We start from the raw sequence: 26,208 nt of genomic DNA, 5'->3' as shown, positions 1-26,208 counted from the left end.
TTTGCAAAATATGATTGATTACGAGGATATAAAGGGTAAAAAGATAGCACTCCTTCTTTCGGGTGGTGTCGACAGCAGTGTCGTTCTTTATGAAATGGTTAGTCATGGCGCAAAACCAGACTGTTTCTATATAAAGATTGGTCCAGAAGAAAAAGAGGAATGGGATTGTAGTAGCGAGGAAGACTTAGAAATGGCTACTGCCGTTGCTGCAAGGTATGATTGCAAGCTAAATGTTATCGACTGTCATAAGGAATATTGGAGTCAGGTAACAAAATATACAATGGACAAAGTCAAGGCTGGTTTCACGCCTAATCCTGATGTTATGTGTAATCGTCTGATTAAGTTTGGTGCATTTGATGAAAAAATGGGTTATGACTATGATTTGATAGCAACCGGACATTATGCACAGACTGAATGGCATGACGGATACAAATGGCTCACAACAAGTCCTGATCCTGTTAAGGATCAGACAGATTTTCTTGCCCAAATTTATGATTGGCAATTGCATAAGGCTATATTTCCAATAGGTCATTTTGAAAAGAATGAAGTTAGGGAAATTGCCGAACGTGAACATCTTGTCAATGCCAAACGTCGTGACAGTCAGGGAATATGTTTCCTTGGTAATATTGATTATAATGAATACCTAAAGCGTTACCTTGGTGAAAAGACAGGCGATGTCATTGAACTTGAAACAGGTAATGTTATCGGTCAGCATAAGGGATTGTGGTTTCATACTATCGGTCAGCGTAAGGGACTTGGATTTGGTGGCGGACCTTGGTTTGTTGTAAAGAAAGATGTTGAACTTAATATTCTTTATGTTAGTCATGGTTATGATCCAGAGACAGCCTATAAGCAGGATTTTAAGATTCATGATTTTCATTTCACAACATATTGTCCTGAAGGAAGTACTGAAATACAGTTACCTGATAACATCACGTTCAAGATAAGACACACTCCAGAATATTTACCAGCAACATTGGAGAACAATGTTGACGGCACATATACCATTCATGCCGCTAAAAAGGTTCATGGTGTTGCTCCAGGGCAATTCTGTGTAATATATGATAATCAACATCATCGTTGTTTCGGTTCAGGAGAGATAACTTTATAGTAATAAACTCAACCGCTTGTTATTATAAAGCGGAGTAATATATATATTATTTCATTATGAAAGAAGAACAGATTTTAATTCGTATAACAGGTCAGGATCGTCCAGGTCTTACTGCTTCGATAATGGAAATACTTGCGCTCTACGATGCACATATTCTTGATATCGGTCAGGCTGATATTCATAGCACTCTTTCGCTAGGTATTCTTATCCGCATAGATTATACGCATTCTGGTCAAGTAATGAAAGAATTACTTTTCAAGGCTGATGAACTTAATGTAAACATTGGTTTCACACCTATTTCTGATGATGAATATGAATCATGGGTTAACCGTCAGGGCAAGAATAGATTTATTCTTACTGTTATCGGTCGTACTCTTTCTGCCAAGCAAATTGCAGCTGCTACAAAGATTATTGCTGATCAGGGGTTGAATATCGACTCTATATTGAGACTTACAGGTAGAATGAGTATCAAGAAGCCTGAACGTAACGTACGTGCATGCATTGAGTTTTCTCTAAGAGGTACACCTGCTGATAGGGAACAAATTCAGGCATCACTGATGCAGATGGCTTCAGAACAGGAAATTGACTTCTCTTTCCAACGTGATGATATGTATCGCCGCATGCGACGTCTCATTTGCTTTGATATGGATTCCACGCTTATACAGACAGAATGTATTGATGAGTTAGCTGCTCGTGCTGGAGTAGGGGCTCAGGTGAAGGCTATTACTGAGAGGGCTATGCGTGGAGAAATAGATTTTAAGGAAAGTTTCACCGAACGTGTTGCACTTCTCAAGGGACTTGATGCTGAAGTAATGCATGAGATTGCCGAAAACATGCCTATCACCGAGGGTGCCGATCGTCTTATGTCAGTATTGAAACGATGCGGTTATAAGATTGCTATACTAAGTGGTGGTTTCACCTATTTTGGAGAATATCTGCGCAGACGTTATGGTATTGATTATGTATATGCAAATGAGTTGGAAATTGGCGAAGATGGAAAGCTTACTGGTAAATACATTGGAGATGTTGTTGATGGTAAGCGTAAGGCTGAACTTCTTAAACTAATAGCACAGGTAGAGCAAGTGAATCTTGCCCAGACAATAGCTGTAGGTGATGGAGCCAATGACTTACCGATGATTTCAGAAGCAGGACTTGGCATTGCTTTCCATGCAAAGCCACGTGTTAAGGCTACAGCGCAGCAATCCATAAGTAATATAGGACTTGACGGTGTGCTTTATTTCCTAGGTTTTAAGGATAGTTATCTTGGTGAACAAGGTAAATTGTAAAGCATTTAATATAAAAAAATAAGGCAGAAAATAATAATCATTTTCTGCCTTATTTCGTTTATGTTATTCCAGTCCAACAAGTAGACCGTTTTCAATATCAATTCTTTCTGCCTGTGGATGCTTTGGCAATCCAGGCATGCGCATGATGTCTCCAGCTACAGCCACAATCATTTCGGCACCTGTGTTTATCACTAGGTCACGAATAGTGAATGTGAAGTCCTTTGGTACACCATGTCTCTTAGCATCATCGCTTAGTGAATATTGTGTCTTTGCGATACATACGGGATAATTCCCCAGTCCCCATTCGTCAATGCGTTCGAGAGCTTTAACAGCAGACTTTTTGAATACTACGTTGCTTGCACCATACACATTTTTAGCAACACTTGTAATCTTGTCCTTTATGCTGTCTGTTTCGCTGTAAGTGAATTTAATATCTCCAGAAGGATTGTTAGATATACTGTCTATTGCTAGCTGTGCAAGTTCAAGACAACCTTCACCGCCTTTCATGTAAGCCTCATTCATAGCAAATCCTACTCCACATTCTTGGCAGTGCTGGCTGACGAGTTCTATTTCTTCTTCCTTATCGTTGCTGAATCTGTTTAAGGTAACAACTACGCTTTGTCCCATATTGCGCATGTTACTGATGTGCTTATCCAGATTTTCAAGTCCAGCTTTTATGTTGTCGATATTTCCGTTGTTAGGATCTCCAACCTGCATACCTCCGTGCATCTTTAGTCCCATAATCGTAGCCACAATAATGGTAAGCTTAGGCTGTATTCCTGCTTTTCTGCATTTAATATCAAGGAACTTCTCTGCACCAAGATCTGCACCGAATCCAGCTTCTGTTACAACATAGTCACCAAATGTCATTGCCATTTTTGTTGCTAGGATACTGTTGCATCCATGAGCGATGTTAGCAAAAGGACCACCGTGAATGAATGCTGCTGTTCCTTCTATTGTCTGTACAAGGTTTGGTGATAAAGCGTCTCTCAGTAAAACAGTGATAGCTCCACCAACACCAAGATCTCTTACTTTGAAAGGTTTGTTGTCGAGTGTCACTCCAAGTAGAATATTCTCAATTCTAAGTCTCAGGTCTTCTTCGTCTTTTGCCAAGCAGAGTATAGCCATGATTTCACTTGCAGGAGTAATGTCAAATCCGCTTTCAGCAATAATGCCGTTAGTCTTTGGGCCAATACCTGTTGTGATACATCTCAAATTACGGTCATTGACATCCAAAATTCGTTTCCACAGAACTTCTTTCAGGGCAAAACCTTCCTCTCGGTGTTGATAAATATAATTATCAAGCAATGCTGCAATCATGTTGTGAGCAGAAGTAATTGCATGGAAATCACCTGTGAAATGCAGATTAATTCTATCCATTGGCAACACCTGTGAATAACCTCCACCAGTAGCACCGCCCTTCATGCCGAAGCAAGGACCAAGACTCGGCTCACGAAGCGCTAGCACAGATTTCTTTCCCAGTCTGTTCATCGCCATAGATAAGCCAATGCTTACAGTGGTTTTTCCGATACCTGCCTTTGTAGGGCTTATAGCAGTAACAAGAATAAGATTACTTTTGGCAACTTTGTCAGCGTCAATAAGTTTCAGTGGCACTTTGGCAATATATTTGCCGTAGTTTTCAAGCTCCTCGCTTGGTACCCCAATCTTGTCCGCAATTTTTTCAATGCGTTCCAATTTGCATTCGCGTGCAATTTCAAGTTCCGTTTTCATTTATTTCTCGTATAGTAATGTTGTGTATTCTCAGTCAGTGATATCCCTGTCAATGTTTATTTCTATGTCATAGTCAGTAAATATCTCGTTGATGCCGTTGATAACATTCTGCCTCAGCGTTACGACGTCTTTTTCCATAAAGCTCACCAATATATCAAACTGTATAATTTTGAGCGTTCTGTCTATATACAGTCCGTGCATCTGCATGATGTTTTTATATTTTGCAATTACAGTCTTAATTTGTTCTTGCATATCAAGAGCTGTCTTATCTTTAGAGTTTATAGCATATATTCCAACCGTTAGAAAGATATTGTATTTCTCTCTTATCTTTCGTTGTACATTCTTAGTTATCGTATAAATCTCACTTGCGCTCAAAGTGTCTACGATTTCGATATGTACCGATCCCACCATTTTTTCTGGTCCATAGTTGTGTAGCAGTAAATCGTATGCACCGTTTACTCCTTGAATTGCAGCCACATCCATTTTTATGCTTTTCGTTAGTTTAGCATCTATTCGTCTGCCAATAAGTTCATTTATCGGCGACATCACCATTTTTATACCTGCTTTAATGATAACAATTGATATCAGCCCACCTAACCATGCATCCACCGATATACCCCATATCATCATAATTAGTGCCGATATTAGAGTAGCAACTGAGATCACTGCATCGAATGACGCATCTGCACCTGAAGCCGTTAATGCTTGAGAGTTTACAGCTTTGCCAACCTTCGTCACATATTTTCCAAGCACGATTTTAACTACCACAGCAATGGCAATTATTGATACAGAAATATAAGTATATTGAGAAGGTTCTGGATTTATAATTTTCTTTGCAGATTCAATAAGCGATGTTATTCCAGCAGCAAGAACGATAAAGGCAATAATTATTGCGCTGAAATATTCTATTCTTCCATGTCCGTATGGGTGTCCTTTGTCAGCAGGTCTATTGGCAAGTTTTGCTCCGATGATAGTTATCAAGCTAGACAGCACGTCAGTCAAGTTGTTTAATGCGTCAAGCACTATGGCTATCGAGTTAGCAACCAGTCCCACTATAGCTTTAAACAGTGCAAGCAATATGTTGGTTCCGATACCAACATAACTAGTTTTCACTATTTTGTGTTCGCGTGAAGATTCTTTAATCATAATCTTTCTTTGTGATAACGCATGCAAAGATACAAATAATTCGCTAATTATTCATTTACAGTCCAATAGTTTTTACTTAATATTTCTGTAATATATCAAATTCGTTTTTTTGACATATACTTCGTTAAAATTAAAAACTTGCTGTTTTATTTTGTTGTTGTTTCGATTTTGATTACATTTGTGAATTAATTAATGTCTTCGGCTTCAGTTTCAAACCGTTGGTATTGTTAAATATAATACTGATAATAATTAAAAACGTAATGAAACGAATTTTATCATTCTTTTGTGCTATGATAGTATCTATCTGTGTTTCTTCTGCTTATGCAGATGATGTTAAGGCTGACTATCGTGTAGTGCCATTGCCTGAAAATATTAAGATATTGGGCAACAAACCATTTATCCTCGATGCTTCTGCAAATATTGTGTATGCTAATGGTGATAGCCTTCTACAAAGAAACGCTACCTTCCTTGCCGAATATGTAAAGAAGTCAGTTGGACTTTCTCTTGTAGTTAAATCTCATTCTGCAAATTCAGATAGAAACATATTCTTACGCATTGACAGAAAGATAATAGGTGACGAAGCTTACAAGATAGAGATTAATCAACATAACATTATTGTATCAGGAAAGACCGCTAATGGTGTGTTTTATGGAATTCAGACTTTACGCAAGTCGTTGCCTATCATTCAGCATGCTGAAAATGTTATCATGCCGGCAGCTGTGATAACAGACTCACCACGCTTTGCTTATCGTGGTATGATGCTTGATGTGGCACGGCATTTCTTTCCAGTTGATTTCGTTAAGGAATACATTGATTTGCTAGCATTGCACAACATGAATACTTTCCACTGGCACCTTACGGATGATCAGGGGTGGAGAATAGAGATAAAGAAATATCCTTTGCTTACAAAAATCGGTTCAATTCGTAAACATACTACTTTAGGGCGTAACTCTTCACTCGATGATGAAACTCCTTATGGTGGCTTCTACACCCAGCAGCAGGCTCGTGAAATTGTTGAGTATGCCAAAGAAAGATACATCACTGTTATCCCAGAGATTGATATGCCGGGACACATGCTAGGTGCACTTGCTGCTTATCCTGAACTTGGATGTACTGGTGGCCCTTATCAGGTGAGTGGAAACTGGGGCGTATTTGATGATATCCTTTGTGCTGGAAACGAGAAGACCTATCAATTTATACAGGATGTAATGGATGAACTCATGGATATATTCCCATCTAAATACATACATCTTGGTGGTGATGAGGCTCCTAAAACAAGATGGACTACTTGTGAAAAATGTCAAGGTTTGATAAAAAGCCTAGGGATAAAAGGTGATAAGGAATGCACTGCCGAAAACAGATTGCAAGGATATCTTGTGTCACGAATAGAGAAATATCTAAATCAGAAAGGTCGTAAGATTATTGGTTGGGATGAAATTCTTGAAGGCGATGTTCAGAAGAGTGCCACGATTATGTCATGGCGTGGAGTAGAGGGTGGAATAAAGGCTTCGCGTCTTGGTCATGATGCCATTATGACTCCTGTTTCATATTGTTACTTTGATTATTATCAGACTGATAAAACATGGAATGAGCCATTGCTTATTGGTGGAAATCTGAATATAGAGAAGACGTATAGTTATCAACCTGTTCCTGATTCTTTGACTGCTGCCGAAAAGAAACATATTATAGGCGTTCAGGGAAATCTTTGGACTGAATACATCGTGTGTCCATCCCTTGCAGAATATCAGGTGTTGCCACGAATGGCAGCATTGTCAGAAGTGCAGTGGATGCAATATGATAAGAAGAATTATGCTGATTTCAGAAAGCGACTTGAAAGACTATTGCAGGTATATAAACTTTATGGATATAAGTACTTTGTTGAAAAATAGATCAATTGGCTTTGAAAGATGTTGTCATTCTACTTATAAATACAGCTGAGTATTTAGGCGGAATTAAATAATCCAACTTTTAATTGTGCCGAATTCGACATAATTAAAAGTCAAGCAGTTTTAAATAGTTATAGGCTTAGTACAAAAGAATGGATGGCAAAGACAAATATTCGTCAATTGTTTAATTCTTGAAAGGTTAAAATATTTTAATAATATTGATTATGTAGTTTTGAAATATATATATTAAATTTTTAATTACTACTTTTGTCAAAATATTAAAATTGTTTATTGTAAAAGTTTCATATTATAATAATAAGTGAGCTTTCGGCATGTATAAAAGCTCGAAGGCTTGTTCTATATCAGAAAAAATAGTAACTAAATAAGGTGATTTATGAGAAAAACATTACTTACACTGTTTGCCATTATATCTGTGACAGCAGCAACGGCTCAAACTAGAGCTAGTTATGAACCAGAGTTTATAGGAGAGACTAATCTTCTTTGTATTAATGACAAGGATACAGCAAGTATTGCCGCAGAAAAGCAAATAGGCGTTGTAAAAGCTAAAGCTGGAGCTTCGGTCTTCCTTACGGGTATTGGCTCTATAAAGTCTCGTATCCAAGTAGACGGTGCTACATCTAGCTGTATTGGCTCGGATGCAAAGGCTTATCGTTTGGTAGTAAAAGCAGCTGACAACAAGCAAGATCCTAATTCATTCATTCAGATAATGAAGTTTGAGTCTAAAGGAGATAAAAGACGTTGTGTAATTGCCAAATCTAATACATTCGGCGGTGCTCAGTCAGGTGCTGATGATTTAGTTTCTTTTCAGGCAAAGAAGTATGGTGAAACAGCTTATATACTAAACATACCATCTACTCCTGGTGAATATGGTGTAATGGTTACTAATCCAAATAGTTTAACAGAGAAGAATATGACAGTTTACTGTTATACTATCAAATAGTTTTTACAACTATATAAAGATTTGCTCTCATTCCTAAGATTAACATAAATAGGGTATGAAACCTAGTTTAAAATGTTGCTTAGTAAGAGTGGCAATGCTATTGAAAAAGAATAATGAAGTTCCAGTCGGGACTTCATTTTTTTTATTGCTGTCCGATAAAACTATAAAAATCTTGTAAGACACCTACTTGCTATTTCGAAATTTGGCTTCTAACGCCTGAATTCTTTCCTTTAGTTGTTCAAAAGTCAGTGGGTTCTCGTTATAAATGAAAGACTCGGTCATCGCTTTGTAATCATCACGAAATAAGTTCTCCATCTTTTCTTTAGGCCAGATTATAATTTGCCCTCTCTTGTCGGTATTGTAATCTACTGAGCTGATATGATAGAATTTCTTGCGATGTTCAATGATGCTTTGATAAAGTTTCGCATCCTTTATGGCAGCATCAGAGTAAGTATCCATTAGTCTCTCTAGGTCATATAGATGACGACTCATTCTTTCACTTCTAGGAGCTTTCTTCTGATATTCTTCATTTAGTAAAAATGCCTTTTCAAGAAAGGTTCTTATAGGTTGAACAGTAGGAATTATGCATTGAGTTGCATCATCTACTTCGTTGAAAGAATCATAAATAAGCGAAGTTAAAGCTCTATCTTCAAATGGTTCGTCCATAGACATACAGCTAATTTCAATCTTAACTTTAGGCTGAAGATACTCATTTTTTTCGTCTAAGATACTCGTATAAACAACGTTAAGGACCACTGGGTCACGGTCTGACTCTATTGATTTTTCAACACCATTTTGTATGGCGCTCGTTACATTTTCAACCTTGAAATCTTTTACTCCCAAGTTCATTAATTGAATACTTAATTCAGGGGATAGTTGTTCTATGATAATCTTCCTTGATGCTTTACGCAAACTTTTTAATTGATTGTTAGTTTCACATTTGGCAAAGGGATATAGCTCTTGTTTTTTATCAATTTCTGTAAACCAATTTCTGCTTAAAGAAATGTCTATATCTTCACTGAATCTTTGCAAATTGATGTTTTCCCATTTTCCTTTCGACAAACTTGTTCCTCCTTTGAAAAGCAGGTACTGTGAGAAGGATGTTGAAAAAAGAGCCTTGAGGGTAATAGTTACCCACCAGTCCTTTTCTATAGCCAAGTCGTCAACTTTTGTATTTTCTCCTGTCTTCTGTATAATAGCGATACGCTCTTCTACAGTCTTATCTTGCCAAATGCTCATGTTTTTCTATTATTGGTTTTATATATTTGCGAATCCAAACTGGTGCAATCATCAAATCTGTTTTTATCAGTTGTTTTTCCGTTGAATCTGAGATGATTTTCTCTATTCTATTCGTATCTGAGGAGGTTATATTATCTTTACCCTTTGCCCTTAGTGCCAATACGAGTAATGGCATCAATTGGCTTTTATACGAATAGGCACTGGGAGCTCTGTGTTTTAGCCTAATTTTCTTGTTCCCAATAGTTATTGTTCTTGGAGATCCTGTTGTCAGATAAACAGCATTCATTGGAACCTGTGTTGACAGACCAAGCGCATTCAAGGCATATTCTCCCGTTGGAAGAATTTTTGCATTCTCGTGCTCTGCGATTGATTTTACTATTTTTTCAGCTGAAGGATATACATTGCCATATTTTGTTACTATAGGTTTATAATATATGCCTTTTGCAAGACGTTCAAGAACATTGAAGTCATTCATCGTTGATAATAACTTGCTGACATATTCATTATCGAACTCAGCAAAGTCATTAACAAAGAAAAGCGTTCCTGGCTTAGCTTTGTCTATCCGTTGTTTTATTTGTTCTTGAATTGTCATATTAACAAATTTTAGTCGGTAACTTTTGCAAAGTTATGGAAAAATATTGTTCTTATCAACAATATAACCAATAATTTTAGAAAAAAATGAAAACTAGTGGCTATAATGAGGAAATTGTGATAGAAATAGTATCGTATCAGATCTTTTTATTTAACAAATTTTAGTCGGTAACTTATGCAAAGTTATGGAAAAATCATCACGGCTACAAAAGGAGAATACGACTTCTAGTATGCTTCCCTATGTTTTTTCGTTTTTTTAGCTACGTGAGCTACGGATTTTTTCGTAACGCCTATAAACAGAGGGTATGGCGATACGTAGCTTGGTCAATTTGGCTACGGTGAGCTACGTTTTAGCTACGGCAATTTGTATCATTTTGAGGATAACATGTGTCTTATAAGTAAATTTTTCAAAGAGACGTTGACTGTATCTGAGGAAGTGAGGGTGGGGACATAGATTCAGTAACGAGAACAGAATTTTCAAGCTTGTTTAAATTTTCTGCCGAACTCCGCTGAATTCTCGGCAAAGATACTACAAGATTTATATTTATGCAATGAAATTAATAGTGAGCTGTTAGCCAAAGTTTTAATTATAGGTGCTACACATAATAATACACATGCGTACGCACACTTTAAACTTTTCAGAAATACCAGTGTCGAAATGTCTATCCTTTGAATATCAACTTGTTAGATTTCTTTTCGAACAAAATCAAGTGACGGAAATGTGTCAAGTAGAAATCTAGTTGAGGATTTTTCATAATCTTCTAATGCAATTTTGCAAGCAAACTAGGTTGCGTTTCATGATACTTTACCGAGTGATTAGGCCCATATCACTCCCCAAAACAACGTAAATCGCAATGCGTTTCTTCGTAAAACGCATGATGAAGTTTGAGGTTTCTTCGTCATATCATCGTCACCATATATTATTAAAAATGATAGATAAAACATTGATATTCATTATGTTGCCACTTCGACACTAGTATTTTCAAAAAGTCCTAAGTGCGCGCGTGCACGTACATATATATAGAGAGATTTAGATAACGTAGCTAGAACGTAGCCATCGTAGCTAAATTGTCTTAGCTACGTATCTCAAATCCCTCTGTTTATAGGCTTTACGAGAGAATCCGTAGCTCACGTAGCTAAAAACATGAAAAACCATAGGGAAGGCACCCGAAATGAATGCAATTTGCTTTCTCGTTACGCTATTATGTGATTAGCCTCAGACCATCTTAATAAACAAAAAAAAGGTTCTTCATGAATATATTCATAAAGAACCTTTCTGGTAGAGTGGTAATCTCTGATTTAACCTAAGAAATTACCTAGTTACATGTAGTACTGATAGATTGCGATACCTTTATAATATAGTAAATAAAGGATTACGTATTTTTATTTAGTGCACATCCCACCAAACACGATCTTTTGTTATATCAGTGATATTACGTTTCTTCACCTGAGATACATTTGTCTGTGTTTCAGTTTCGGGATACAGTAATCGTTTAGGACGAACCGATGAATCTGTCTCATCAGCCGAATTCGGGAATTGAGGTAAACCTAATCTGCGAAAATCATTCCATGCTTCAATTCCATTGATAGAATTGTGAGCTAGCCATTTTTGTAGAATAATTTGTTTGATGGTGCCATCGTAAGCAATTGACGGCTGAGCCAAGTAAGATGATATTTCGGATGGAGAGACTCCCATATAGGTGCAAGAAGCCTCAATACCTTTTTGATACAAGCTTGCAGCATTGTCGCTGATCCAGCCTCTCTGAGCTGCTTCAGCTTGAAGGAAGTAACTTTCGAAATCACTTAGCAAAACCAACGATTGAGTAGCCGATTTGAATATTGCTCCAGCTTCAGATTTGTTTTCTTTCGGTCCCTTCAATACAGAGGTATTTGCCATTTTATATTGATCATCGTTGCCTGTATATCCAAAAATTACCCCTTGATACTTGCCTGCTGATGTTTTAGTATACAAATGTGCCAAACGAGGATCATTCAATGCCTCATATTGCGCTATTACATATTCTGTAGGACGAATATAGGTATGAGCAGAGGTTTCTTTATCATCTGTTGAGCGATAATAATTACTCCAATATGGATTGGGCTTGCTTGTTGTAAATCCAGGATTGGCTAAAGCAGATTCGGTGAGAAAACCACTGCCTTCGACTTTGATTTTATCAATTTCGGATGCGATGTATGATTCTTGCCCAGCGACTTCACTCTGACGAATTAAAGCCCTAAGCTTTATGGTATTTGCAAATTGAATCCATTTGGTCACATCTCCGTTAAAGACAATATCATCAGAAGATGGTTTAGCTTCAGCCACACTTCTTTTAGCTTTCAGCATGTTTATAGCTTCAGTCAATAAATCAATCGTTTTCTTATACACTTCAATACCATCTTCGTATTCAGGATGTGGATATGTATCCATGTTGAAGGCTTGATCTAGCGGAATGTCGCCATATATATCTGCTAAACGCATAAAATGCCAAGCAAGCATAATACGGGCAATACCTCCATATACTTTTGAACCTTCTTCTGTTGCCTGATTGAGGATAAGATAATAGTTGTTGGCGTATGTATATCCATTCTCCCAGATAGGAATACCATTACGTTCAGACATTATATCGGCTCCGTTATACTGTTGGATATTGGCATATTGGGTTTTGCTTTCAGCATTTAATCCCCAATATCCACCCCAGAAACAGCCTAACTGATTGAGTTGTACCGATTCTTGATAAGCGGTATTGTATAATGCTGATGGCAGTCTATAAGCCAAAGTCATGTCTTTATCCATTGGCTTATTAGGATTCTCGTTTACATCTAGGAAAGAGTCGCAAGATTGAAAGCAACTACCTACAAAGGATATAAAGAATATGTATAGTGCTATATTAAATTTTTTCATCTCATCAATATTTTATTTTATAATAGTCTGTCTTTAAAAAGTAACATCTAAAGTGAAACCGTATGTGCGATAAGGAGGTTGTTGTCTCCAGCCGTTGAAGCCTTCATTATAATAAAGGTTTTCCGGATCTCCTGCATCGTATCCTTTATGTCTGATTATGAATAAGTTTGTAGCTTGTACACTGATAGTAGCATCACTGATTATGGCTAGTCTTTTCAATATAGAATGAGGAACATTATAGGATAGACTTAATGTTTTTAATTTCAGATAATCTGATTTTGCTGTATAATTGATTGTATAGCCAGCCACATAACTTGACCAATAACTTGCTTTATCACTACCCTTAGCATAGACTGATGTGTTTTCTACATAAGTCTTTGTTCCGTCAGCATTGGTTTGTTGTATAACAGAATTAGGAATAATGTATTCCTTTCTGTTGTATTGAGTAGTCATAGGGTGTGTGCCGGCTTTTATCATCGAATTAATAAATTCAGAATTATTCCATCCACCAAGACGACAGTCGAAATCAAAGTATAAAGAGAAACTCTTATAGCTGATGCTTGATTGAAGTCCAAACAAATGAGGAGGAACAGACGAACCCTTTGTCGTAAGATTTACGGCTTTTGACGGAAGACCTGTTTTTGCATCCACAATAATACGCCCTTGAGGATCGCGATTGTAGTCTGTAACTTTCACACTAGGGAAGGACTCTCCTTTGACGGCATACAAAACTTTAAAGATACTGTATTCTTCGGTGTCATCAGTTCCGTACAGGTCAATAACTTTATTCTTGATATAACTGTAATTGAGAGCTAAGTTCCATCTCCAATTTTTGTTACGGAGAATATCTCCGCTCAAAGACACCTCTAATACATTATTAGATAACTCTCCCATGTTGATAAGGGTAGAAGTATATCCAGTTGCGGCAGATGTAGATGCTTGGAATATCTGTCCTTTTGAATTAGAGTATGAATAAGCAATCTCTGCATTTAATCGGCGATCGAAAAAGCTTAGTTGTGTTCCTATTTCGAAAGAGCGCACAAACTCAGGCTTTATATTTTTATTAGGTTTCTGAGATGCTGGTACATATCCAACTAAATTATTATAAGGGAAGTTGGTTGCCTGACTATAAGATAAGTTCAGTGCGTATGGGCTGATTCCTGAAACATTACCTGTTTTATTGTAAGCAGCATAAATTTTACCAAAAGAAAACACTTTAGATTCTTTTAGAAAATCGAAAGCATTTGAAAATACAAAAGAACTACTTATTCCAGGATAAAAGAATGACCTGTTTTCCTTACTGAGCACAGACACCCAGTCATTTCGTCCGGTAACAGTCAAGAATAGATAATCATTATAGCCACCGGTAACTTCACCATACAGAGCAACTTGACGCTGACGGCTGATATTTGTCGATCCTGTCAAATCTCCGCTACGGCTATCCGGGTTTTCGATATTCGAAAATAATAAATTAGATGCTGATATATTCACCGATTTTGCATAATCATCTCTGATGTTTTCTCCCACGATTCCATTCACAGCGAATCTTCCCCATTTCTGATTTGCTTTGATAATAAAATCACCATTAACGCGCCTTATAAACGCAGAACCATCGCTAACACTACCGCTTTGGTTTCGCCCAGACACATAAGTATCGTATTTTGTTATAGAACTATGCGTTTGTGTATCTGAATTATATAATCCAATACGAGCCATGGCTTTTAACCAAGGAAAGAAAGTATATTCAGCTTCAATCTTTCCATTTAGTATCTGTTGACGGCTTTTGTCGCGATGTGTATCTATGTAATAATAAGGACTGTTTAATTGAAGACCAGAAACTCCACTCACAAAATAGTTATTTGGATTACCCAAAGAGTTTTCATCTTTCCAGTTCTTCATCTCTGCTAGCGGGTAGTTAGCCGGCAACACATACAGTGAAGGCCAAGGACCATCGGGCGCTGTATTACTGTTTGTAGTGGAGCAATTAATACTTGTTGACAAGGTCAAATTTTCGAAATTCTGAGTTGTATTAAATCTACCGCTATATCTCGTGCTTTTATCCTGAGGTATGATTCCATCAATCTGCATTGCTTGCAAAGAGGTAAAATACGAAGCACGATTTGTTGCCTTTGAAAAAGATATATCATGTTGAACGTTTACACCTGTTTGGAAAAGGTCCTTACGTACGTCATGACTAGGAGCGGCATACAATACTTGTGGTTGCTCTCCATTAGGCAATGTTGTTCCAAAGTCCTTCATTGTTCCGTCAAAAGCTGGTCCCCAAGATTGAGATGTTGTAGGACTGTAAACACCATCTATGCCTTGTCCGAATGACGTTTGAGCTTTAGGTAACAAGAAAACGCTCGAAAACATGGTCGAGTTTCGGTATTCAACCTTTCCTTTTCCCTTTTCGCCACTTTTGGTCGTAATAATTAAGGCTCCGTTAACGCCTTCTGAACCATATAGAGCCGCAGCATTTGCACCTTTTAATACCGTAATACTTTCGATATCGTTAGGATTCAATCTATTAATGTCCGGTATCGGCATACCATCTACTACGTATATTGGTTCGTTGTTTCCGGTTAGAGATCTGTATCCTCTCAATACAACTTTAAAATCAGGGTCAACCTTGCTGTCATACATATTAATTCTTAGTCCTGCTACTTTAGAACTCAGACCGGTAAGCGTATTTGTTGGAGCTCCTTCCGTCAACTTAGCATTATTAATTATAGTTGCTGAATATCCTAATTCTTTAGCAGGGCGCTTTAAGCCGAGAGCCGTACCCACAACCTGAACTTCATCAAGGTCATACGCTGCTTTTTTCAGATAGATCTTAATATTGTGAGATGTTACCTGAACCTCTTTGGATTCAAAACCAATATAAGAAACAATTAAAATATTATTCTTGTTTGCTTGTATAGCAAACTGACCTTTATCATCTGTTAGAACTTGTTTGTTAGCACCCTTAATGAAAATCGTTGCATAAGGGATTGGATCTTCGTTTTCTTCTTCTACTACTTGCCCAACTACCAAATTTCTGTTAGGTCTCTCTTGTTGTCCATATATACTTAAAAAAGATATGAACATAAGAGGCATAAATAAAACAATCTTTCTCAACATTTTTAATACTTTGTTTATAATTAATTTGGGTTTACACATTTAAGTTTATCATCCTATAGCGAAAAAATCATAACCTGTATAGATCCCTGTTAACTTCTGTGCTGGGATCAACGTCATTGTATACTGTTATAGCTAATGTGGCAATCACCATATATAAGTGATTTTTGATTTCATTATTATTAATATAATTTAATCATAATGTCCTGAATCATTCAGGCGGCAAAGGTAAAGGTTTTAATGATTATTATCAATACCTAAAAATTATGTATTTTTAGAATAGCCTATTTTTGCTTTAATGCGTTGATTGTAAGTGTGTTAGTCTTGATTTTGTGTTTGTCTGTACTTGAGATGATTCCTTAAATATGCCTAATATTAGGTAGGCCCTATAACTTTTCGTGTAGACAATTGTTGAAAACTTGAACCTGATATTGGTTGAAAAACTAATGAAGAGTATTGTTTGGCAGTATCATTTTTTTTCCATACCTTCGCATCAAATTAAATAATTCAGGATATGGTAAAAGCTTTATTTTTTGATATAGACGGAACTTTGGTATCTTTCACGACGCATAAAATTCCACAAACTACTGTTGACGCAATTGCTCAAGCAAAGAAAAATGGAGTGAAAATATACATATCTACTGGAAGACCAATCTCACTCATAACAAACCTTGGACAGATAGAACATCTCATAGATGGATATATCACTACAAATGGTGCTTACTGTTTTGTTGATGATGAATCTGGTAGGCATACTATCTGCTGCAATGATATTCCAACAGAGGATATTCAGATGATGTTAAATGCTGCCTCACAATGGGACAGACCAGTTATATTTGTAGGGCAACAGGATATTGCAATCTATAATTATAAGGAAATTGTTGATGATGTTTTCCATAAGGGATTAGGAGTGACCAATCTTGACTATGATAAACCTATTGAGGATGTATTGGTTCAGCCGATATTGCAGATGACTCCTTTCATATCAGAGGAACAAGAGGCATTGATTATGGCGAATCTTAAAGATTGTACGTCAGGTCGTTGGTGTCTTGACTTTACCGACATTACATGCAAAGCTGCTGATAAGGGCAAAGGATTGCTTGCCATGGCTGAACATGAGGGTTTCAATATAGCCGATACCATGGCTTTTGGTGATGGGGGCAATGACATCTCAATCATCAAACAAGCAGGAATAGGTGTTGCCATGGGGAATGCTGGTGATGAAGTAAAGAAAAATGCCGACTTCACAACAACGAGTGTTGACGAAGACGGCATTATGAATGCATTAATAAAATACGGAGTTATCAGTTGACAATATCCAATTAGTGTATAATTAACTTTTTCAATATATCAGTTATTGATTTTATTACTAGATAGAAAGTTTGTTATGCCACATCTTACGCACTGCTGATTAGAAAATAATAGAGCCAGTTGTATGAAGGTTTGACGTGTCTATCTTCCTGTTATAGGCTATTTTAACTAATAGATTTGAGAATTTTATAGCATATATTTGAGAATTTTGCAAGGTAGATTTGAGAATTTTGTAGCCTAGATTTGAGAATTTTGCAAGGCAGATTTGAGAATTTTATCACATAGATTTGAGAATTTTGCAAGGTAGATTTGAGAATTTTGTAGCCTAGATTTGAGAATTTTGCAAGGCAGATTTGAGAATTTTATCACATAGATTTGAGAATTTTGCAAGGTAGATTTGAGAATTTTATCGCATAGATTTGAGAATTTTATTTGGAAATTTGAGAATTTTTATATAGCTTTGCTACAAAATACAAAGAAATGTATAAAAGGCATCAATTCAACTTGCTCAAAGAGCGTTTACAGGAACCAAGAAGGTTTATTCAGGCTATTATAGGGCCTCGACAAATTGGTAAATCTACTATGGTCAAACAGGTTCTTGAAGACCTTGATATTCCCCATACGTTTAAATCGGCGGATGCTGTTGCACCTAATGATGCGGGATGGATAGCTAACTTATGGGAGTCGGCTAGAACTAGAATGCGCATGGGAGATCTTAAGGAGTATCTGTTGGTTATTGACGAGATACATAAGATTGATGACTGGAGCAATCAAGTGAAGAGAGAATGGGATGCAGATAGCTTTCATGATATTAACTTGAAAGTAGTTGTGCTTGGTTCCTCTAGGCTTCTTCTCAAGTCTGGTCTTAACGAGTCGCTGGCTGGCAGATTTGAGCTTATCCGAATGACCCATTGGAACTATCAGGAGATGCGTGATGCTTTTGGCTGGTCACTGGAACAATACATCTATTTCGGTGGCTATCCAGGTAGTGCCCCACTGATTAAGAATGAGACAAGATGGTGCAGATATGTCAAAGATTCTATTGTGAGCCCTTCCATTGAAAAAGATGTATTGCTGACAAAAATAATTTATAAGCCAGCTCTCATCAAACAGCTTTTCGAACTGGGGTGTAGCTATTCTGGCGAGGAATTATCGCTGAATAAGATGATAGGACAGTTGCAAGATGCAGGGAATATAACTACACTTGCCAGTTATCTAGGAACTCTTTCTGAGGCTGAACTGTTGTGTGGTATGCAAAAATATGCAAACGATCCAGCACGCAAATATAACTCTATTCCAAAGTTGATGACCTATAATCCAGCGTTGTTTACCATACAATCTGGCAAAGGATTTGATAATGAGTTGATGGCGCCTCAAAGGTGGGGACGCTGGGTGGAGACAGCCATTGGGGCACACTTGCTTTGTCATGCTGAGGAATATAATTATAAGGTATATTATTGGCGTGATAAATCAATGGAGGTAGATTTCATCCTTCAGAAAGAAGACAAATTGATAGCAATAGAAGTAAAGAGTGGAAAAAGAACGACAAACAAGGGATTGCCTATTTTCCGAGATAGTTTCCATCCGAATTCAGCCTTTGTTGTCGGTTCTGACAATGTGCCTGTTGAGGAATTTCTTCTCTTGCCTCCTGAAAAACTATTTCCGTAGAACTCTGATTATTCTTATTAATCAGATATTCTCACAATCTTACGAAATTATCATGGTTTGAAAAATGCCGACTTCACAACAACGAGCGTTGGCGAAGACGGCATTATGAATGCATTAATAAAATACGGAGTTATCTAACACTCCATTCAAAGAGTCCGCAAGAGAATTTAGCAGGCTGCTTTACTGAGATCTTTACTTCTGATGTCTTAACTGGTTTGAAGTTTGCAGTACATGCAGTTCCTTTCTTTATAGGATAAGAATCTACATTCTCTACGTTCTGCCAATTACCGTTTGCATCCTTATATTGTATAGTCCATGAGTCTGGAATCTTGCATCCGCCCCAAGGCTGATCATCAAACCAATAAACGGTAGTGCTTTGAATTTGTTTTGCTTCAGGGAACGTGTATGTTATCCATTCAGTGGTATTCTGTTTTGGCCACCAATGGAAATAAGGAACAGAACGATCGTTTTCATCTGCTGGAACAAGTCCGTCAGCAATACTGCGCATTGAACTGCTTGGAGTAGAAGAAGCTATTTTTGCTTGTGAAGCCAGTGTTGCAGGAACAGATGGGCGTGTAGCTTTTACATCCTGTGGCAACCAAACTTTCATGTTACCACTTCCACGATGACACCATGCAAAATAAGGAATCAGTTCGAGTTTCACATTTTGTGTAGTCAGTTTACCGCTGTTGTCGTATGCCAAAGTCTGTGCATCAGTAGCAAGAGTAGTGATATTCTGGTCGCGATATTGTTGCAGTTTTGTTTTCAAACTATCTGCAATGAATGACGAATATGAAAGTTTTCCTTCGCTGAACTTTGGTTCACGATTCAATAATACGCTCATGATATCGAAAGCATTGTCACGCCATTCTGCACAATAGACCAATGGACCACGCTCTACGCTCACCATTCCACGATCAGCCTCTACCTTGTTATCCGCACGAACAGTACGTACGTCCATATCGAAGTGCACGTTTACAACATCATTCTTTTTCCAATTGCGATAAATTGTATAATATCCATCTTCTGTAAGCGATGCAGGAACAGAACGACCGTTTACTGTAATCTTATAAGTAGGACGTGATGCGTCTGTGTATGAATAAAGATCAGAAGGAACAGGCTGCCCCTTTACCCAACCCGGAATACGAATCTTCATACCAAACTTACCTGCTTTGCTGTTGTCTACTTTAATCTTAACATCTCCATTCCAAGGATAGTTAGTTTCTTGACTTAGTGAAACAGCCTTTCCGCCTATACTTACCTTAGAACTATTACTGAGGAACAAATTCACGTAAACGTTTCTATCCTTCACAGCATAGATATAACCTGGCAATGAAGGAAGGAATCTACAAATGTTACTTGGGCAGCAAGCACAACCAAACCAAGCCTGACGTTGATGCTGTCCCATACTTTCAAGTGGGTTAGGGTAGAAGAAGCCACCGCCATCCATGCTTACACCACTTATAAGTCCGTTGTAAAGAGTACGTTCAAGAACATCATAGTATTTACTATCTCCGTGCAAAAGAAAGAGGCGATAGTTTACATATACATTTCCTATTGCAGCACATGTCTCACAATAGGCACTCATATTAGGTAGATAGTAATTCGGACCGAAAGCCTCACCATTGTTTGTGGCTCCGATACCACCTGTGATATACAGTTTTTTATCAACTATGTTGTTCCATATTCTATCAACAGCTTTTATGTAGGCAGTGTCTCCGGTAAGAGCAGCCACGTCAGCCATACCTGAATACATATATGCTGCACGCACAGCATGTCCAACAGCCTCGTCTTGTTCGATAACAGGTTTGTGACTTTGTGAGTATTCCTGTCTTATTTCTGTCTTTCCACGATAGTCAAGAAAGAATTTAGCCTCGTCAAGATACTTCTTGTTTCCTGTAGCAAGATACAGTTTGCAAAGAGCCATCTCTGCTATCTGATGCCCCGGAACAACACAAGCCTGACCTGGGTTAGGTCCAACTTCTTTGACAACACAGTCTGCATATCTTATTGCAATATCAAGAAACTTTCTGCTTCCTGTAGCTTGCCAATGAGCAACAGCACCTTCAATCATGTGCCCAAGATTATATAGCTCGTGACTTAAATCTTCTTCCTTGCTCCATCTTTTGCTGCCAGCCCATGGATGAGGATTCTGCGGATTCTGTGTACGTGCTGTATAAAGATATCCGTCAGGTTCCTGAGCAGCCCCAATAATATTGAGAACGCTATCAATATAAGCTTTCAATTTGTTATCGGGATAAGTCTGCAAGATATAGCTTGCACCCTCAATCGTCTTGTATGGATCGGTATCATCAAAGCTATAAGGCATCAGTTCGCCTACGTTATAGCTAGGTGATGGATGCGCAGCCCTTTCAAAATTCTTGTAGCGGCCCTCAGTTTCACATTTGCTGAATGCCAAAGGAATCGTTACTTTACGTGAGGTCTCAAGTCTTTGTCCCCAGAAAGTATTATTCCATACTTTAACCGACGTAAACGGTACTGGAGTTATAGGATATCCTCCTACATGCTTTTCTCTCTGTGCAACAGCCGGCATTAACGCCGTTATAGCCATTGCGATAATGAAGAATCGTTTTTTCATCGTTATTATTTTATATGTTTTATTTTATTCAGAAACAGCTTTCGGCGTGATTGCGATCACAAAGCCTCCGCCAGAAGCAAGATGCACTTTGATAGAAGAATTTGCATTAACAGTGAAGTTATCTATGCGATAGTCTTCTGCGTCATGATCTGCGTTAATGCCGTCTTTCAATATTCTAGCGCTGTATTCAACTCCTGATTTCAGAAAAGGAAATTGCAGTGTGATATCACGAGAATCCCAGTTTGTCTGTCCTGCTATATACCATTTGTTACCAGCACGTCTGGCTGTAACAATATACTTACCTATTTCTCCTTGTGGAATAGTCGTCTCATTATATACTACAGGAATAGTAGAAATATATTTCGTATATGTGGTGTCAGCTTCATAGTTTGTAGGGGAATCTGCAAGCATTGTAAAAGGACTGTCTTGAACTACATAGCATGCAGCCTGATGACATCGTGTGCCCATAGACATAGGTTTGGTATAGTTTGCCTTCCAATCGCTCTTTGTTCCATTTCTCATTGCTCCGGGAGTGAAGTCAACTTGCCCTGCCATCATTCTTATGTAAGGGAAAGTGACATCATATAAAGGCATATCGTGGTCGATGGTTGTCCACCTTGATTCTTCCATACCAAAAACACTTTCATAGTTAATGATGTTGGGGTATGTTCTGTTCAGTCCTACAGGTTTGTATATGCCATGCAAATCAAGGATAAGGTGATGTTTAGCCGTGCAAGCAGCCAAGCGTTCAACCATTTCAACAGCAGTTTGGTCATCTCGGTCCATAAAGTCAACCTTAAATCCCTTTATTCCCATATCAGCATAATGTCGGCATATATTTTCTAGATTTTCATCCATTACATTAAATACCGACCACAATACAATTCCAACATTACGCTTTTTGCCATATTCTATAAGTTCCTCTAGGTTCAAGTCCTTTATAGGGTGCATAATGTCACCACTTTTAGAATCATACCAACCTTCGTCAAGAACAATATATTCGATGTGGTTTTTCGATGCGAAATCTATATAGTATTTATAAGTCTGTTGGTTTATCCCAGCCTTGAAGTCAACGCCTTTAAGATTCCAGTCATTCCACCAGTCCCATGATACCTTTCCGGGGTGTATCCAATCAGTATTGCCAATCTTGTTTGGACGTGCTAACGCATATACCATATTATTTACAGGCATCTGTGTATCAGCTTCTGTAATGGCGAAAACTCTCCATGGATAATTCGATGCACCTGTTGAAGCAGCTATATAGTTATTCGTTTCTGCAACATGATTCATGTGTCTCCAAGGATAGTACTCCATCTTCTTTGGATATTTAGCGAATACACCTTTTAGATAATCACCATCCGCAATAATAAACATTCCTGGATATGAAACCAAATCACTCTCAAGAATAGTTACTTTTGCATTTCCACAGTTAACCGTTGCTGGTAGAAAGGCAATCTTGTTTTCAGCCTTACCAATAGCTGTATGGTCATAAATATTCTGGAAAGCCATTGCAAATGGAGCCTTGTCGTTGGTGGTGTAGGGTAGCCATGCTTCTTTATCCTTACCAAAATTATAATCGGCAATCTCATTATTTATAATAATCTGTTTTTTCTTTGTATAGAAAAAGCGATAAGCAAAGCCTTCATTAAATACTCTAAAAGTTACGCCAAATCCATTTTTAAACGTCAACTTCAATTCATGATAATGATTTTGAAAATGGTCTTGACGATAAAAAGGAGCATGTATTATTTCGTTTATATTCGAAGTTTTTACATCAACAACCTTCACTTGGTTACCTATTCTGTAACCTTTATCAAGAATAAGTCCGATACCAGATTTATGTATAATCTCATGATTACCTAGATTTACATAGAAGGAAATACTATCGTCTGTATTTACATAAAGTTTAATGCGGCTGTCGGGTGACTTCACATTATATGTATTAGCGAAAGCTTTTCCACCTAGTAATAATAAGGCGATAAGTATAAGCTGAATTCTTTTCATGGTGAAATTTTAAAATACGTGTGCAAAGATATGAATTTTATAAAACAAGTGATGACAAAAGAGTCCAATCTGGATGAAAATATAGTCCAAAAATAAACTTTGTTAAGCCTTTTGGACGATTTTGCTACTTTGCTAGACGATATTTTTATCAAGTTTAATAAATTTAAGGTTACTTTGCGATTATAAAACCGCAACAAAAAAAGACCATGAACAAGAAATCAAAATTAATTATAGGTTGTATTTTATTTGGTTTTGGGGCAAATGCTTCGAATCAACTTCCGAAGTATTTGCTTCGCGCCAAAGCTTCAATCACTGAAGTGCCATTTACTAAAGTGCATTTCAATGATACGTTTTGGAGCCCACGAATAGAAATCAACCGCACCGTATCAATACCTTCAGCATTTCATGAATGTGAAAAGAATGGTCGCTTCGATAATTTTGCCATTGCTGCAGGTATAAAGCAAGGTGAGCATCGAGGAGATTTTTCTTTTGATGATACCGATCCTTATAAAGTAATAGAAGGTGCAAGCTATAGTCTCGCAGTACATTACGACAAGAAACTAGATCATTATCTAGACAGCGTAATAGCAATAATCGCTGCCGCACAAGAACCAGATGGTTATCTGACAACATGCGTAACAAATAAATGTTATCGACTGTCTGGATGGTGGGGTACTCACAAATGGGAAAAGATTAACAGTCACGAACTTTATAACAGCGGACACATGATTGAGTCGGCAATAGCACATTATAAAGCTACAGGAAAAAGAACTTTTCTTAATGTGGCAATAAAAAATGCTAATCTCATCTGTAAGACTTTCGGACCTAATGAGGGACAGATTCATAGACCATCAGGACATCCTATCGTAGAGATGGCACTCTGTAAATTATATAAGGTGACAGGAACAAGACAATATCTTGATATGGCTAAATACTTTGTTGAGGAAACTGGACGTGGAACAGACGGACATGCCCTAAGTGAATACAGTCAGGATCATAAGCCTATATTACAACAAGACGAAATCGTGGGACATGCCGTAAGGGCCGGATATCTGTTCAGTGGTGTTGCTGATGTAGCTTCACTGACTAACGATACTGCCTATTTCCATGCGCTTGAACGTATATGGGAAAACATGGCAGGTAAGAAGCTATATATTACAGGTGGTATGGGCAGTCGTGCCGAAGGAGAAGGATTCGGTCCTAATTATGAACTTAATAATATGACTGCATATTGTGAGACATGTGCGTCTATTGCCAATGTATATTGGAACTATCGTATGTTCCTAGCCACAGGTGACAGTAAGTATGTTGATATATATGAACGTGCACTATATAATGGTGTGTTGAGCGGAGTAAGTTTGAGCGGAGACAAATTCTTCTATGATAATCCATTGGAGAGCATGGGACAGCATGAACGTCAGAAATGGTTTGGTTGCGCTTGCTGTCCTGGCAATGTGACACGTTTCATGGCAAGTGTTCCGCAATATCAATATGCATCCCAAGGCAGTGACATCTTTGTGAATCTATATATTCAAGGAAAAGGAAACGTGAATGGTACAGAGTTACTACAACATACAGATTATCCATGGAATGGAAACGTAAAGATAACCGTAAATCCTAAAAACAACGCTAAATTCAATATCCGCCTTCGCATTCCTTCATGGGTAAAGAATAGACCTGTCGCTACAAATCTTTATAACTTTGTCGATTCTGCAAAGCAATATGTTGTAAAGGTAAATGGAACAAAGACACAAGCATATACAGTTGACGGATATGCCGTAGTGAACAAAAAATGGAAGAAGGGTGATGTGATAGAATTATCATTCCCAATGGATGTGAGACGAATAAGTGCAAACGACAATGCAGAAGATGATCGTGGTAAATATGCACTTGAGCGTGGACCTATCGTATATTGTTTGGAAGGGAAAGATCAGCCAGACTCTATGGTGTTCAACAAAGTGATAACTAGCAAAACACAGATTGATGCAGAACTTAAAACGAATAAATTAAACGGAATTGTAGAACTAACAGGTAAAGCAAGTGAAGTTGAAGCTGACGGAACAGTGAAGGAAACTACTTTTAAAGCAATACCATACAGTACTTGGAATAATCGTGGAGCCGACCAGATGGAAGTATGGATACCATATTCTCCAATCTATGCACATGTAAAACCACAACCAACTATCGCAAGCAAAGCTAGAACTTTGTTTTATCAGAGTGCAATACAGAAAGATGCTCCCGAAACAGCAGCTGTAATGGGAGAAGCTTGGGGAGTAAATGATCAATGGGAACCCAAACGAAGCAGCGATATAAGCAAGCCTTATCATTATTGGTGGCTAAAGAATGGAACGCCGGAAAGCATCGCTTATGAATTTGATAAACCATATACAGTAAGTAATGTAGAAGTCTATTGGTTGGACTTCGATCATTATGACGGAAACTTCAGAACTCCGGAAAGTTGGAAACTATATTATAAGGACAGTGATGGCAATTGGAAGGAAGTAGAAAATCACAGCAGTTATGGTGTTGATAAAGACAAATATAACAGCGTGGATTTTGCTCCAATAACCACTACTGGATTGAAGATAATAGCTAACTTGCAAAAGGGCGCAAGCGGTGGAATTATAGAATGGAAAGTTAATAACTAATAATATCA

Annotated in this window: 15 protein-coding genes; 7 read left to right on the top strand and 8 right to left on the bottom strand. The window is 37.7% G+C overall.

Features of this window, described 5'->3' with window-relative positions; all coding sequences use genetic code 11:
- Positions 1-10 precede the first annotated feature (10 nt).
- Entirely contained in the window at positions 11-1,111 is a 1,101-nt protein-coding gene (gene mnmA / locus prwr041_RS02470; protein WP_207154749.1) for a tRNA 2-thiouridine(34) synthase MnmA, read from the top strand.
- Between the two features lie 56 nt (positions 1,112-1,167).
- On the top strand, positions 1,168-2,397 hold the full coding sequence (gene serB, locus prwr041_RS02465; RefSeq protein WP_154650095.1) for a phosphoserine phosphatase SerB: 1,230 nt from the start codon (positions 1,168-1,170) through the stop codon (positions 2,395-2,397).
- Between the two features lie 63 nt (positions 2,398-2,460).
- On the opposite strand, the gene prwr041_RS02460 is transcribed toward serB, so the two are convergent.
- Together prwr041_RS02460 and prwr041_RS02455 are read right to left on the bottom strand one after the other, a co-directional pair.
- The gene (locus tag prwr041_RS02460) at positions 2,461-4,128 is read right to left on the bottom strand and encodes a formate--tetrahydrofolate ligase (protein ID WP_207154748.1); all 1,668 of its coding nucleotides are present in this window, start codon (positions 4,126-4,128) and stop codon (positions 2,461-2,463) included.
- A gap of 30 nt (positions 4,129-4,158) precedes the next feature.
- Positions 4,159-5,274, bottom strand: coding sequence for a cation diffusion facilitator family transporter (locus tag prwr041_RS02455; protein WP_207154747.1), 1,116 nt, complete (start codon positions 5,272-5,274; stop codon positions 4,159-4,161).
- 260 nt (positions 5,275-5,534) lie between these two features.
- Here prwr041_RS02455 and prwr041_RS02450 point away from each other — a divergent pair, with 260 nt between their 5' ends.
- Both prwr041_RS02450 and prwr041_RS02445 read left to right on the top strand, forming a co-directional pair.
- Positions 5,535-7,163 carry a beta-N-acetylhexosaminidase gene (locus prwr041_RS02450; protein ID WP_207154746.1) on the top strand — a complete coding sequence of 543 codons (1,629 nt, stop codon included), beginning with the start codon at positions 5,535-5,537 and terminating at the stop codon, positions 7,161-7,163.
- Between the two features lie 391 nt (positions 7,164-7,554).
- On the top strand, positions 7,555-8,121 hold the full coding sequence (locus tag prwr041_RS02445; RefSeq protein WP_207154745.1) for a hypothetical protein: 567 nt from the start codon (positions 7,555-7,557) through the stop codon (positions 8,119-8,121).
- Between the two features lie 183 nt (positions 8,122-8,304).
- Here prwr041_RS02445 and prwr041_RS02440 read toward each other — a convergent pair whose 3' ends face one another.
- The 4 genes from prwr041_RS02440 to prwr041_RS02425 form a co-directional block, all read right to left on the bottom strand.
- A complete protein-coding gene (locus prwr041_RS02440; RefSeq protein WP_207154744.1) occupies positions 8,305-9,360 on the bottom strand; it encodes a nucleotidyl transferase AbiEii/AbiGii toxin family protein in 1,056 nt (351 codons plus the stop codon).
- Positions 9,341-9,952 (bottom strand): DUF6088 family protein, encoded by a 612-nt coding sequence (locus tag prwr041_RS02435; protein WP_207154743.1) that lies wholly within the window; start codon positions 9,950-9,952, stop codon positions 9,341-9,343. Before prwr041_RS02435 ends, prwr041_RS02440 begins: the two co-directional genes overlap by 20 nt.
- Before the next feature lie 1,386 nt (positions 9,953-11,338).
- Positions 11,339-12,853 carry a SusD/RagB family nutrient-binding outer membrane lipoprotein gene (locus prwr041_RS02430; protein WP_207154742.1) on the bottom strand — a complete coding sequence of 505 codons (1,515 nt, stop codon included), beginning with the start codon at positions 12,851-12,853 and terminating at the stop codon, positions 11,339-11,341.
- Between the two features lie 33 nt (positions 12,854-12,886).
- Complete coding sequence (locus prwr041_RS02425) at positions 12,887-15,886, bottom strand: SusC/RagA family TonB-linked outer membrane protein (protein ID WP_207154741.1); 3,000 nt, start codon at positions 15,884-15,886, stop codon at positions 12,887-12,889.
- Between the two features lie 598 nt (positions 15,887-16,484).
- Between prwr041_RS02425 and prwr041_RS02420 the strand changes: the two genes are divergently transcribed.
- Together prwr041_RS02420 and prwr041_RS02415 are read left to right on the top strand one after the other, a co-directional pair.
- Positions 16,485-17,282: a Cof-type HAD-IIB family hydrolase gene (locus prwr041_RS02420; RefSeq protein WP_207154740.1), complete on the top strand. Its 798-nt coding sequence runs from the start codon at positions 16,485-16,487 to the stop codon at positions 17,280-17,282.
- Between the two features lie 479 nt (positions 17,283-17,761).
- Positions 17,762-18,949 carry an ATP-binding protein gene (locus prwr041_RS02415; RefSeq protein WP_207154739.1) on the top strand — a complete coding sequence of 396 codons (1,188 nt, stop codon included), beginning with the start codon at positions 17,762-17,764 and terminating at the stop codon, positions 18,947-18,949.
- Between the two features lie 130 nt (positions 18,950-19,079).
- Here the strand turns inward: prwr041_RS02415 and prwr041_RS02410 are convergent, their stop codons facing one another.
- Together prwr041_RS02410 and prwr041_RS02405 are read right to left on the bottom strand one after the other, a co-directional pair.
- Complete coding sequence (locus prwr041_RS02410) at positions 19,080-21,548, bottom strand: glycoside hydrolase family 127 protein (RefSeq protein WP_207154738.1); 2,469 nt, start codon at positions 21,546-21,548, stop codon at positions 19,080-19,082.
- A 24-nt stretch (positions 21,549-21,572) separates the two neighbouring features.
- Positions 21,573-23,552, bottom strand: coding sequence for a glycoside hydrolase family 97 protein (locus tag prwr041_RS02405; protein WP_207154737.1), 1,980 nt, complete (start codon positions 23,550-23,552; stop codon positions 21,573-21,575).
- A gap of 206 nt (positions 23,553-23,758) precedes the next feature.
- On the opposite strand from prwr041_RS02405, the gene prwr041_RS02400 reads away from it, so the two are divergent.
- Positions 23,759-26,200 carry a glycoside hydrolase family 127 protein gene (locus prwr041_RS02400; RefSeq protein WP_207154736.1) on the top strand — a complete coding sequence of 814 codons (2,442 nt, stop codon included), beginning with the start codon at positions 23,759-23,761 and terminating at the stop codon, positions 26,198-26,200.
- The last annotated feature ends 8 nt before the right edge of the window (positions 26,201-26,208 follow it).

It is taken from the genome of Prevotella herbatica, assembly GCF_017347605.1.
Lineage (GTDB): Bacteria > Bacteroidota > Bacteroidia > Bacteroidales > Bacteroidaceae > Prevotella > Prevotella herbatica.
The sequence above is the reverse complement of the archived record's forward strand: the minus strand, read 5'-3'. Positions and strand labels throughout refer to the sequence as shown.

Excerpts from the sequence above, each read along its gene's own strand:
- prwr041_RS02410 (WP_207154738.1), bottom strand. The coding sequence starts at position 21,548 with ATGAAAAAACGATTCTTCATTATCGCAATGGCTATAACGGCGTTAATG.
- prwr041_RS02435 (WP_207154743.1), bottom strand. The coding sequence starts at position 9,952 with ATGACAATTCAAGAACAAATAAAACAACGGATAGACAAAGCTAAGCCA.
- prwr041_RS02450 (WP_207154746.1), top strand. The coding sequence starts at position 5,535 with ATGAAACGAATTTTATCATTCTTTTGTGCTATGATAGTATCTATCTGT.
- prwr041_RS02405 (WP_207154737.1), bottom strand. The coding sequence starts at position 23,552 with ATGAAAAGAATTCAGCTTATACTTATCGCCTTATTATTACTAGGTGGA.
- prwr041_RS02415 (WP_207154739.1), top strand. The coding sequence starts at position 17,762 with ATGTATAAAAGGCATCAATTCAACTTGCTCAAAGAGCGTTTACAGGAA.
- prwr041_RS02400 (WP_207154736.1), top strand. The coding sequence starts at position 23,759 with ATGAACAAGAAATCAAAATTAATTATAGGTTGTATTTTATTTGGTTTT.
- mnmA (WP_207154749.1), top strand. The coding sequence starts at position 11 with ATGATTGATTACGAGGATATAAAGGGTAAAAAGATAGCACTCCTTCTT.
- prwr041_RS02445 (WP_207154745.1), top strand. The coding sequence starts at position 7,555 with ATGAGAAAAACATTACTTACACTGTTTGCCATTATATCTGTGACAGCA.
- prwr041_RS02440 (WP_207154744.1), bottom strand. The coding sequence starts at position 9,360 with ATGAGCATTTGGCAAGATAAGACTGTAGAAGAGCGTATCGCTATTATA.
- prwr041_RS02460 (WP_207154748.1), bottom strand. The coding sequence starts at position 4,128 with ATGAAAACGGAACTTGAAATTGCACGCGAATGCAAATTGGAACGCATT.
- prwr041_RS02420 (WP_207154740.1), top strand. The coding sequence starts at position 16,485 with ATGGTAAAAGCTTTATTTTTTGATATAGACGGAACTTTGGTATCTTTC.
- serB (WP_154650095.1), top strand. The coding sequence starts at position 1,168 with ATGAAAGAAGAACAGATTTTAATTCGTATAACAGGTCAGGATCGTCCA.
- prwr041_RS02430 (WP_207154742.1), bottom strand. The coding sequence starts at position 12,853 with ATGAAAAAATTTAATATAGCACTATACATATTCTTTATATCCTTTGTA.
- prwr041_RS02455 (WP_207154747.1), bottom strand. The coding sequence starts at position 5,274 with ATGATTAAAGAATCTTCACGCGAACACAAAATAGTGAAAACTAGTTAT.